The 10,751-nt window shown below is 64.6% G+C and carries 10 protein-coding genes; 2 read left to right on the top strand and 8 right to left on the bottom strand.

From position 1 onward, the window contains the following. Positions 1–402: 402 nt before the first annotated feature. The 6 genes from pdxS to K4G53_RS12090 form a co-directional block, all read right to left on the bottom strand. Positions 403–1,329, bottom strand: coding sequence for a pyridoxal 5'-phosphate synthase lyase subunit PdxS (pdxS, locus tag K4G53_RS12115; RefSeq protein WP_221385945.1), 927 nt, complete (start codon positions 1,327–1,329; stop codon positions 403–405). Positions 1,330–1,466: 137 nt separating this feature from the next. Further along, the gene (pgsA, locus tag K4G53_RS12110; RefSeq protein ID WP_221385944.1) at positions 1,467–2,090 is read right to left on the bottom strand and encodes a phosphatidylinositol phosphate synthase; all 624 of its coding nucleotides are present in this window, start codon (positions 2,088–2,090) and stop codon (positions 1,467–1,469) included. After that, positions 2,080–2,667, bottom strand: a complete 588-nt coding sequence (locus K4G53_RS12105; RefSeq protein WP_221385943.1) for an HIT domain-containing protein — start codon at positions 2,665–2,667, stop codon at positions 2,080–2,082. Before K4G53_RS12105 ends, pgsA begins: the two co-directional genes overlap by 11 nt. A 17-nt stretch (positions 2,668–2,684) precedes the next feature. Next, complete coding sequence (gene thrS / locus K4G53_RS12100; protein ID WP_221385942.1) at positions 2,685–4,694, bottom strand: threonine--tRNA ligase; 2,010 nt, start codon at positions 4,692–4,694, stop codon at positions 2,685–2,687. Positions 4,695–4,810: 116 nt separating this feature from the next. Continuing rightward, entirely contained in the window at positions 4,811–8,302 is a 3,492-nt protein-coding gene (locus tag K4G53_RS12095; protein WP_221385941.1) for a DNA polymerase III subunit alpha, read from the bottom strand. A 10-nt stretch (positions 8,303–8,312) separates the two neighbouring features. Continuing rightward, complete coding sequence (locus tag K4G53_RS12090) at positions 8,313–8,636, bottom strand: DUF6504 family protein (RefSeq protein ID WP_221385940.1); 324 nt, start codon at positions 8,634–8,636, stop codon at positions 8,313–8,315. A gap of 134 nt (positions 8,637–8,770) precedes the next feature. Here K4G53_RS12090 and K4G53_RS12085 point away from each other — a divergent pair, with 134 nt between their 5' ends. Next, entirely contained in the window at positions 8,771–9,160 is a 390-nt protein-coding gene (locus K4G53_RS12085) for a hypothetical protein (RefSeq protein ID WP_221385939.1), read from the top strand. 2 nt (positions 9,161–9,162) lie between these two features. On the opposite strand, the gene K4G53_RS12080 is transcribed toward K4G53_RS12085, so the two are convergent. After that, positions 9,163–9,486: a chorismate mutase gene (locus K4G53_RS12080; protein ID WP_221385938.1), complete on the bottom strand. Its 324-nt coding sequence runs from the start codon at positions 9,484–9,486 to the stop codon at positions 9,163–9,165. 16 nt (positions 9,487–9,502) lie between these two features. Here K4G53_RS12080 and K4G53_RS12075 point away from each other — a divergent pair, with 16 nt between their 5' ends. Further along, positions 9,503–9,925, top strand: coding sequence for a VOC family protein (locus tag K4G53_RS12075; RefSeq protein ID WP_221385937.1), 423 nt, complete (start codon positions 9,503–9,505; stop codon positions 9,923–9,925). Between the two features lie 62 nt (positions 9,926–9,987). On the opposite strand, the gene K4G53_RS12070 is transcribed toward K4G53_RS12075, so the two are convergent. After that, positions 9,988–10,737 carry an SOS response-associated peptidase gene (locus K4G53_RS12070; RefSeq protein ID WP_221385936.1) on the bottom strand — a complete coding sequence of 250 codons (750 nt, stop codon included), beginning with the start codon at positions 10,735–10,737 and terminating at the stop codon, positions 9,988–9,990. Positions 10,738–10,751: the final 14 nt, after the last annotated feature.

The following is a 10,751-nucleotide window of genomic DNA, read 5'->3' as shown; positions in this document are numbered from 1 at the left end:
CAAAGGACCTCAAACGGGTTCAGGACAGCCTCAACAACCGGCCACGCCCCACCCTCGGCCTCGCAACCCCCAAGCAGAAATTCAACGAACTCCTCCTCGCCGCAGCAGCCTAACCGTTTCAACCACCACTTGACTTTCCAGCCTCCAAAAGGGCAGTTACGGAGTACTCGATGAGAAAAGAAAAAGAAACGGACGACGCCGGTCCCCCACCAAGGAGGGGTGAGGAACCGGCGTCGTCATAAATACCCGAGGCGACCACGAGCGACAGGCGGGGGTGATCCGGCAGCACGCGTAAAAGGGGCCCCGCCCCCAGCCACCATCAGAAATGGCGGCAGCGGAAGGCGGGGAATAGCGTGCAGAGGATCAGCGCCGCCAGGCGCCCCAAGGGACGCGAGGAGAGAGTTACCAGCCGCGCTCGGCGAGGCGGTGCGGCTGGGGGATCTCGTCGACGTTGATGCCCACCATGGCTTCGCCGAGGCCGCGGGAGGCCTTGGCGATGACGTCGGGGTCGTCGTAGAAGGTGGTGGCCTTCACGACGGCGGCGGCGCGCTGGGCGGGGTTGCCGGACTTGAAGATGCCGGAGCCGACGAACACGCCGTCGGCGCCGAGCTGCATCATCATCGCGGCGTCAGCGGGCGTGGCGATGCCGCCGGCGGTGAACAGGACCACCGGGAGCTTGCCGGCGGCGGCAACTTCCTTGACCAGTTCGTACGGGGCCTGCAGTTCCTTGGCCGCGACGTAGAGCTCGTCCTCGGGCAGCGCGGAGAGCTTGGCGATCTCGGAGCGGATCTGGCGCATGTGTCCCGTGGCGTTGGAGACGTCGCCGGTGCCGGCCTCGCCCTTGGACCGGATCATGGCCGCGCCCTCGTTGATGCGGCGCAGGGCCTCACCGAGGTTGGTGGCGCCACAGACGAAGGGGACCTTGAAGTTCCACTTGTCGATGTGGTTGACGTAGTCGGCCGGGGTCAGGACCTCGGACTCGTCGATGTAGTCAACGCCGAGGGACTGCAGGACCTGGGCCTCGACGAAGTGGCCGATGCGGGCCTTGGCCATGACCGGGATGGACACGGCGTCGATGATCTGGTCGATCATGTCGGGATCGGACATGCGGGACACGCCGCCCTGGGCGCGGATATCGGCAGGAACACGCTCCAGCGCCATGACGGCCACGGCACCGGCGTCTTCGGCGATGCGGGCCTGCTCGACGTTGACGACGTCCATGATGACGCCGCCCTTGAGCATCTCAGCCATGCCACGCTTCACGCGGCTGCTGCCCGTGACGCTGTTCGCGGACGAACCGGCCTCGTTGCTTACATCAGGTGTAGACACAAAAACCCCTATGGGTAGACAGATGATCTTCGCCGGGCATGCGGCGGCAACTGCCGGAGGTGCACGCACGGGTTGCCGGGTCCCTTGACCGGGCACTTATATACTAGTCCCCCGGCGCCCGGCCGGCTTAATCATGCTTAATCGGCGGGCGAAGGGGCCTGCAGCGACTGCCGCCGCACGGAAACCATGCGCTGCACCACGGTGACAAAACTGGCCATGGCCAGCAGCACCAGCGTCACCAGCAGAACTGCCGGAGGCAGTCCAAGCCCGGTCAGGCCGGTGACCACCAGCACCGATACCAGCCGCTCTGCACGTTCTGCGATACCCACGTTGGCGCTGAAGCCCAGCGACTCGGCCTTGGCACGGGCGTACGAAACCACCATGCCCAGCACGAGGCAGAGCAGCGCCGCGACGGCGATGGTGGTGTTGGCCCCGCCGGTGAAGAACCAGATGGCCAGCCCGGCAAAGAGTGCACCGTCCGCGATCCGGTCCAGGGTGGAGTCCAGGAAGTTGCCCCACGGACTTTTCACGTCCTGCATCCTGGCCATGATGCCGTCCAGGACGTCGGAGAAAATGAAGGCCGTGATGAAGACGGTGCCCCAGAAGAGTTGGCCCAGCGGGTAGAACACAAGCGCGCCCGCTGCCACGCCCGCGGTACCCAGGATGGTTACCGCGTCGGGGGAAACGCCCATTCGGAGAAGCCACCGGGCCAGCGGGGTGAACAACGCGGTGAAGAAGCCGCGGGCATGCCTATTCAGCATCCGACTCCCCGGGCCAGGCGTCGGCCACCTGCTGGCGGACCTCGTCAAGGGTCTGGGTAATGGCCTTGGTCTGGGCGATGATGGGAAAGAAGTTCCCGTCGCCGCCCCACCGCGGAACGATGTGCTGGTGCAGGTGCCCTGCAATCCCGGCACCGCCCACCACGCCCTGGTTCATGCCCAGGTTGAACCCGCCAGGGTTCGAAACCTTCCGCAGGACCCGCATCGCAGTCTGGGTAAGATCGGAAAATTCGGCGGTTTCCTCCAGTGTGAGGTCCGTATAGTCCGGAACATGCCGGTACGGGCAGACCAGCAGGTGCCCCGGATTGTACGGGAAGAGGTTCAGCACCACGTAGCAGGTTTTCCCGCGGTAGACGATAAGCGCTTCCTCGTCGCTGCGGGCGGGACCTACGCAGAACGGGCAGTCGTCTTCGTTCTTGAACTGGTGCTGTCCGCCCTTGATGTAGGCCATGCGGTGCGGAGTCCACAGGCGCTGGAAGGCGTCCGGGACACCGGCGAGGGCGAAGTCGTCGGTAACGCCGGCATCCCCTGGATACCCCGCGCCTGTGTTCTCCTGCACTGTCTGCTTCCGTTCCGCTAGCTGGTCCGGTTCCGGACGGCCTCGGTGATCCGCTTGACGGCTTCGGACACCGGCACGCCGTTGTCCTGGCTGCCGTCGCGGAACCGGAACGAAACGGCACCCGCCTCGGCATCGTCGCCGCCGGCAATCAGCACGAACGGGATCTTGTCCTTGCTGGCGGTGCGGATCTTCTTGGGGAACCTGTCCGAGGAGGTGTCCACCTCGGCACGGATGCCGGCCGCCTTCAACTGGTCGACGACGTCGAACATGTACTCATTGAAGGCCTCCGCCACGGGGATGCCCACCACCTGGACCGGGGCCAGCCACGCAGGGAAGGCGCCGGCGTAGTGCTCGGTGAGGACGCCCATGAACCGCTCCACGGACCCGAAGAGGGCGCGGTGGATCATGACCGGACGCTGGCGTGAGCCGTCCGCGGCCTGGAACTCCAGTTCGAAGCGCTCAGGCAGGTTGAAGTCCAGCTGGATGGTGGACATCTGCCAGGTACGTCCCAGCGCATCCTTGGCCTGGACGGAGATTTTGGGTCCGTAGAAGGCGGCTCCGCCCGGGTCCGGCACCAGCTCCAGCCCGGACTCCTGGGCCACCTCGGCCAGTGTCCTGGTGGCTTCCTCCCAGGCCGCGTCCTCGCCGACGTACTTTTCCGGGTCCTTGGTGGACAGTTCCAGGTAGAAGTCGTTCAGGCCGTAGTCCTTGAGCAGGTTCAGGACGAAGGTGAGGGTTTTGGTGAGCTCATCCTTCATCTGCTCGCGGGTGCAGTAGATGTGGGCGTCGTCCTGTGTCATGCCCCGCACGCGGGTCAGGCCGTGCACCACGCCGGACTTCTCGTAGCGGTAGACGGACCCGAACTCGAACAGGCGCAGGGGCAGTTCGCGGTAGGACCGGCCGCGGGAACGGAAGATGAGGTTGTGCATGGGGCAGTTCATCGGCTTCAGGTAGTAGTCCTGGCCGGGCTTGCGGACTGTGCCGTCCTCGTTGAGTTCGGCGTCCACGTGCATCGCGGGGAACATGCCCTCCTTGTACCAGTCCAGGTGTCCCGAGACCTCGTACAGGTGGCCCTTGGTGATGTGCGGTGTGTAGACGAACTCATAGCCGGCTTCGACGTGGCGCTGCCGGGAGTAGTCTTCCATTTCCTTGCGGATGATGCCGCCCTTGGGGTGGAAGACGGGGAGGCCGGAGCCCAGTTCGTCGGGGAAGGAGAACAGGTCCAGCTCGGAGCCAAGCTTGCGGTGGTCGCGGCGCTCGGCCTCGGCAATGCGTTCCTGGTAGGCCTTCAGGGCCTCCTTGGTGGGCCAGGCGGTGCCGTAGATGCGCTGCAGCTGCTGGTTCTTCTGGTTGCCCAGCCAATAGGCCGACGACGAGCGCGTCAGGGCGAACGCGTTGGAGATCAGCTTGGTGTTGGGCAGGTGGGGGCCGCGGCAGAGGTCGCACCAGACGGTGGTGCCTTCCTTGCGCTCGACGTTGTCGTAAATGGTGATGTCGCCGGCGCCGACCTCGACGTTGACGCCCTCGCCGGCTTCGGCGGCGTCGTTCTTCCTGCCCAGCAGTTCGAGCTTGTACGGCTCGTTCTTCATGGCCTCGCGGGCCTCGTCCTCGCTGACCACGCGGCGAACGAACTTCTGGTTCTGGTTGATGATCTTCTGCATCATCTTTTCGAGGGTCTTGAGGTCCTCGGGGGTGAAGGGCTCGGCGACGTCGAAGTCGAAGTAGAACCCGTCGGTGATGTAGGGGCCGATGCCCAGCTTGGCGTCGGGGCGCAGCTGCTGCACGGCCTGGGCCATGACGTGGGCCGTGGAGTGGCGCAGGACGTTCAGTCCGTCCGGGGAATCGATGGTGACGCCTTCCACCTCGGCGCCTTCGGGCAGTTCCTGGTCCAGGTCCTTCAGTTCACCGTTGACGCGGGCTAGGACGACGTCGCGGCGCTCAAAGAAGAGTTCCGCACCGGTTGTCCCGGTAGTCACCTTGGTCTCTTCGCCATCGACGACGAGGGTGATCTGCTGGGCATCTGACACGGGTGTCTCCTATTCAAAGTTGAGGCTTCATAGCTTGTGGCATACGGGGACCACAGCCAGCCATCGTCAATGCTATCGGTTCACCCAAAGGCCGACCAACGCGGCACACGGGCGGCTCAGCCGTTGAAACCGGTAATGGCCAGGGTCCTGCTGATCCCGTCCAGGGGATGCGGACCATCAGGGGCAGGCGTGGGGAGGGCGTCCGGGAACGGCAGGGTTTCGGTCCTGCTGAGGTCCCATGCCATGCTCGCGCTGAGGCTGATGCCGCGCGGACCGGTCCTTCGGGTGGTCCCGCGGATCAGCAGGAGGCGGGTTCCGAACAGGAGCGGACCGGCACTTTCCTGGGCCTCATGGAAGAAGACGGAATCGACGCACCCTGTGCCGTCGTCGATGCTGATGAACACCACCCTCCTGCCTCCGCGCATCGGAGGTGTCTGGGTGGCCACCCGCACCCCCGCCACCAGAACTTCGGTGCCATTGCGCAGGCTTAGGAGTTTGTCGGCAGTGGTGACGCCGAGCCTGTCCAGCAGGGGGCGGTGGCTGTCCATCAGGTGGGTGCTGACATCGACTGCCATCAGGTCGAGTTCGGCCCGGACATTGTCCACCAGGGTGGGTGCCGGCAGCCCCGGCTTGATGTTCCGCAGTTCGACATCGCCCAGGGGCAGGGACAGTTGGCCCTCCAGGACTTCCCTGCCTTTCCGGGTGCTGCTTGAAGACTGCAGCTTTTGCAGGTGCTGCACGAGGTCGGCACGGTTTGCGGGGCCACCTGCATTTCGGTGCAGGGAATCAAAGGCACCGAGCTGTGCCAGGCGCCGTATGCTGGGCTTGCTCAGCCTGGAGCGTTCCCGGAGGTCTGCCAGGGAGTCATAGGGCTGTCCGGCCACAATCCTCTTCAACTCCGCGGCGGACAGGCCATAGATGCCGTTGAGGCTGAGCCTGATCCCCAGCTTGCCGGTGTCCGGGCCGGACAGCACGCGTTCCACCCGGTATTCGGCTTTGCTGAGGTTGATGTCCAGCGGGAGGATGGGGATCTTCAACCTGCGGGCTTCCGAGACCAGCAGCCGCTTGGGGTACATCCCGGGGTCGTGCTCCCACAGGCCGGCGAGGAAGGCCTCGGGATGGTGGGCCTTAAGCCAGGCCGACTGGTAGGTGGGGACTGCGAAAGCAGCACCGTGGGCTTTACAGAAGCCGAAACTGGCGAAGGACTTCAAGGTCCCCCACACTTTGTCCACGACGTCGGGCGGGTACCCCTTGGCTTTCGCTTCACGCCTGAAGAATGCCTCTACCTGCGCTTCACCTGTTTCGCTGCTCAACGCCCTGCGGAACTCGTCGGCTTTCGCCAGTCCGCATCCCGTCATGATGTCGAAGGTCTTCAGGATCTGTTCGTGGAAGACCGTCACCCCGTGGGTTTCCTGCAGGACAGGCTTAAGGTCCGGGTGGGGGTACACCTCCGGGGCGAAGCCATGACGGTGTTCCAGGAAGGGACGCACCATGTCGGACTTCATGGGCCCGGGACGGAACAGCGAGATATCGATGATGAGGTCGTTAAATTCCCGGGGAGCCATCTTGCCGATGAGTTCACGTTGCCCGGGGGATTCGATCTGGAAGCATCCGAGGGTATGCGTGCTCCTGATCAGTTCGTAGGTTGCTTCGTCGTCGAGGGGGACGGCGTTGAGGTCGATCCTCCCGTCGGCTGCAATATAGTCCGGGCCGGAACCGTCGGGACCGGGCTGGTGGCCGCCGGCCTCGACCACCTCCTTCTTGCCGGGATGGATCCGGATAATTTCCCGGACGGCAAAGGCCATGGCACTTTGCATCCGGACACCCAGGACATCGAGCTTAAGCATGCCCATGGGATCCATGTCGTGCTTATCGAACTGGCTCATGGGCAGGCCCAGGCCGCTGGGCTGGACCGGGGTGCGGTCCAGCAGGGTGGCGTCGCCCAGGATCACGCCGCAGGGATGCATGGAGATATGGCGCGGCAGGCGGTCCAGGCGCTCGGTCAGGTCCACCAAAAGATCCAGTTGCTGGTTCCCTTCGGCGTCGCGCTGCTCCACACGGCCGGCGAACTCCCGCAGCTCGGGTTTTTCCTGCAGCGCTTCACGGAACTTCCGTGCGGAGAAGCGCCACAACTGTTTGGCAATCTCCCCCACCTCGCCGTCGTCCATGCCCAGGGCCATCCCGGCGTCGCGCACCGCTCCCCTTGCCCGGTACCCGTTCTGCATGCTCATGAGGGTGACCCGTTCGGAGCCGAAGCGTTCAAAGATCCGGTGGTAGACATTGTGGCGTTCTGCACTTTCGACATCGATGTCGATGTCGGGAAGCGTTGCGCGGTCATTGGAGAGGAAGCGTTCGAAGATGAGGTCGTGCTGCAGGGGGTTCACATGGCTGACCTCCATGAGGTAATTGACCAGGCTGGAGGCCCCGGATCCCCGTGCCGCTGCCCGGACCCCCATGTCCTGGATCATCCGCGACACCTCCGCCACGGTAAGGAAGTAGGAGGAGAAGCCCAGGTTGCTGATGATGCCCAGCTCGTGGTCCAGCCGGGACAGCATGGCGGTTTCGCCCGCGCCGGTGATTCCCGGGAACCGTTTGCCGATTCCTGCGCGGCAGCGCTGGACCAGTTCAACATGCGGATCCTGGCTGATGCCTATGACTGAAGCCTCGGGCACCACCGGATGTTTCCATCCCATGTCCGTGATGGGATCGATCCGGCAGAGATCGGCGAGCGCCTCGGTTTGGGCCATCAGCTGCTTGAGGTCTGCCGCGCCATAGCCGGCTGCGGAAATGATCTCCCTGCCAAGGCCCAGCATCTGGTCCGCGGTCTTCAGCCACCCCTGGCCGGTTGGCTGCAGGAGGGGCTCCCCTGCCAGTTCCGGCAGGGACTTCAGGGTCCTTGCCGAGTCCAGGACGTCGGCAGTGGGCGCGCCGTCAGCCGCACAGTACCTCACGGCGTTGGTGAGGATCGCCGGTACATGGTGTTCCTCGGCGAGCCGCAGCATGCGGACTGCGTGGGAAGTGCTGAAGGGTGACCCCGGTGCGCTGAGCTGCGAGACGATTTCGGCCACTAAGGTCCCGCGTGGCATGGCGTCCAGCCATTGCTTGAACAGGGTCCTGGGCCGCAGGTACCTCCGGCCTCCCATGGCACGGCCGACGTCGGAATCAGGACCCAGCAGGACAGTCAGCACCGGCTTGAGGGTGTGGGGGTCAAGGGTGCGGGATGCCAGTTCGGCGCGGGTGACTGCTGCCGGCACCGCTCCCCCGGCTTTTCCAGAGGTCCTGGCATGGGCATCGGACACCAGCCTGCAGAGGGCCCGGTACCCCGCGCCGTTGTTGTGCCCGCGGGCCAGCACCACCACCCGGCCTGCCACTAGGGTGCGGTGGTCGCCGTCGTCGTCAAAGACCGCAAGGTCCACCCCCACAATGGGGTCGATGCCCGCGGCCATGCATGCCTTGAGGTGCTTGATGGTGCCGTAGAGTCCGTCGCGGTCGGTGCAGGCAAGCGCCGTAGCACCGTCAGCGGCCGCTGCTGCTGCCAGCTCCTCCGGCCAGGAGACCCCATAGTGGGCACTGAAGGCAGTGGAAACGTGAAGATGGGTGAAGCTCATGCTGTTCTGGTCAGGCAGTTCTGGGGCGCAGGCCGTCATGGATCCGCAGCAGCCGCCAGCGGCCACTGCGGATATGGCGCGTGAGGTCAAGGGTGAGGGGTTCATCAGCTGTAGCGGCGGAAGCCGGCAGCACCTGGACCCGCCAGATTTCGTGGTCCACCACTCCCGGACCACCACCCAGGGGCGCCCGGGTGTCTTCCACCCACCATTGGCGCCGTTCATACCAGCGCAGGGGTTCGGCGCATACCGTATAGTCCACCCCTGCCCAGGTAAGGGATTCCGGCTGCCCGGCGGCAGAACACACCACATCAACGGACTCGCTGAACATGCCCATGTGCACCTCCCCGGACGTACTCTTGCCGAACCTTCTATTCGAAGATGTGTTCGAATAGAACCAGTCTACGCCGGGCTGGAGGTTAAACCTAGGCAGGGGTGGACGGACCGTCCGCCAGGGAGCAGGATGATGGCATGGATACCGATGAAGCACTCCTGAAGCAGGCAAGCATCAAAACCCAGGACTCCACCCTTGTGGCCACGTTTGACATCGACGGGACAATTCCCGGCTCCGGCGCCTACGTGGTGGGGTTGATGGGGGCTGCACCGGACTATTCGTCGCAACGGCGACTATGCATCGAGTTCATGAACGGGAAGGCGATCGCCTGCTACTCGTTCAACCGGGACCAGGGAATCGAGGAAGACTACGATCTTTCAGGCGTGACCCATTCCGGTTCCACCATCACGGGCAGCTTTCCCCGGTCAGCCCTGAACGGACTCGGCAAGGGACATGTACTGTCTGCCTTCAGCGAGGCCGACGGCCGGGAGTTCCAGCACGGAGTCCCGGTGGAGGAAGCGCTGTAGCCTCAGCTGCTTTCCTTGTGGATCCGCATTTCAAGTTCGATGAAAGCGGAGATCATGGCCCGGTAGGTCGATTCAACGATGTCCGGGTCGATGTCCTTTTTCTCCGCAGCGGACCGGACATTCTCGATGATCCGCTCCACGCGTCCGGGCGCCCGCACTTCGGCGTCGTCGCCCTTGAGCGTCCCGGCAATCCGGATCAGCCGTTCGCGGCGTGCGATGAGGGTGACAATCTGCTCGTCCACCTCGTCCACGGCGATCCGAACGGCAGCGAGCTGTTCCCTGTCGGCGCGGGCATCCCTATCGTTTCCTTGAATTGTCGCCATCATCTGACACTATCGAAGCATGGAGCCCAGAGTCGACTTTATCTCCCTCGGCGTCCGCAGCGTTTCCCGCTCGCGGGCCTTCTATGTTGACGGCCTTGGCTGGCCGGTGCACCGCGAAGTAGCCGATGAAGTCCTGTTCATCCAGGTGAACCATGGCCTGGTGCTGTCGCTGTGGGACGTGCGCCAGATGCGGGCAGAGGCCGGGGTCAGCCCGCCGGACGGGATTCCCCCCATCACCCTCAGCCACAATCTCGCCAGCGCCGCAGACGTGGACCGGGTGATGGAAGAGGCGGCCGAAGCCGGCGCCGCCATCATCGCGGAGCCGGTCACCCAGCCGTGGGGAGGCTATACGGGCTACTTTGCCGATCCGGACGGGTTCCGCTGGGAGGTTGCCTACAACCCCAACTGGACAGTGGACGACGCCGGCACGGTCACCGTGTGAGGGAACGGGCCGCCATCGGCAGCGGCTGCTGGAACAGGGCCTCCATTGGAACAGGGCTTCAGCTAGAACAGGGCTTCCACCGGGCGGATCAGTTCAGGCCCGTTGTTGCGCACGTTGCCCACCTCTTTGCCCACTGAGTCCACCTGCCAGTCCGCGGCCGCGTCCTTGACTCCTGCCCGCACCAGGTCCACCAAAGCGGCGGCGTCGTCCGCCTGCGGATCCAGCCAGGCCTCCATCGTGGCTTTGTCCATGGGCAGCGGCACCCGGTCATGCAACGCCGTCAACTTTCCGAAAACCGTGGATTCCGTCCCGGGTGGCGGTGTGTCCGCCGTCAGGATGGACGTCGAGAGCAGCCAGCGTCCAGGCTCACCCTCGGGCACGGACGGGTCCTTCCACCATTCGTACAGGCCGGCGAAGACCAGGCCGTGGCCCTGCCCGGGATGCACGTAGTAGGGCTGCTTCGCCTTCCCGGGACCCTGTTTCCATTCGTAGTATCCATCAGCCGGCACAGCGCAGCGCCGGGACTGCGCTGCCTTCCGGAACGCCGGCTTCTCCAGTACTGTCTCGCTGCGGGCATTGATCATGCGCGAACCGATTCCGGGATCCTTGGCCCAGGACGGAACCAGACCCCAGCGGGCGACGTGCAGCTGGCGGACTTCATGGTCGTCCTTGACCCGCTCCAGGACGATGGGGACGGCATCCGTGGGGGCCACATTCCAGGAGGGCGGAATGCTGACCTCGTCTTCCAGTTCGGCGTCGAATTCGGCCAGCAGATCCCCTACGGCCCGTGCCATTACGTAGCGTCCACACATGGCACCAGCATGCC

The organism is Arthrobacter sp. MAHUQ-56, from assembly GCF_019710585.1.
GTDB lineage: Bacteria > Actinomycetota > Actinomycetes > Actinomycetales > Micrococcaceae > Arthrobacter.
This window is presented reverse-complemented; position numbering and strand designations above follow the sequence as displayed.

Bases quoted from the DNA above. Each gene is read 5' to 3' on its own strand.
- pgsA (WP_221385944.1), bottom strand. From the start codon at position 2,090: ATGCTGAATAGGCATGCCCGCGGCTTCTTCACCGCGTTGTTCACCCCG.
- K4G53_RS12095 (WP_221385941.1), bottom strand. From the start codon at position 8,302: ATGAGCTTCACCCATCTTCACGTTTCCACTGCCTTCAGTGCCCACTAT.
- K4G53_RS12090 (WP_221385940.1), bottom strand. From the start codon at position 8,636: ATGGGCATGTTCAGCGAGTCCGTTGATGTGGTGTGTTCTGCCGCCGGG.
- K4G53_RS12085 (WP_221385939.1), top strand. From the start codon at position 8,771: ATGGATACCGATGAAGCACTCCTGAAGCAGGCAAGCATCAAAACCCAG.
- K4G53_RS12080 (WP_221385938.1), bottom strand. From the start codon at position 9,486: ATGATGGCGACAATTCAAGGAAACGATAGGGATGCCCGCGCCGACAGG.
- K4G53_RS12075 (WP_221385937.1), top strand. From the start codon at position 9,503: ATGGAGCCCAGAGTCGACTTTATCTCCCTCGGCGTCCGCAGCGTTTCC.
- K4G53_RS12070 (WP_221385936.1), bottom strand. From the start codon at position 10,737: ATGTGTGGACGCTACGTAATGGCACGGGCCGTAGGGGATCTGCTGGCC.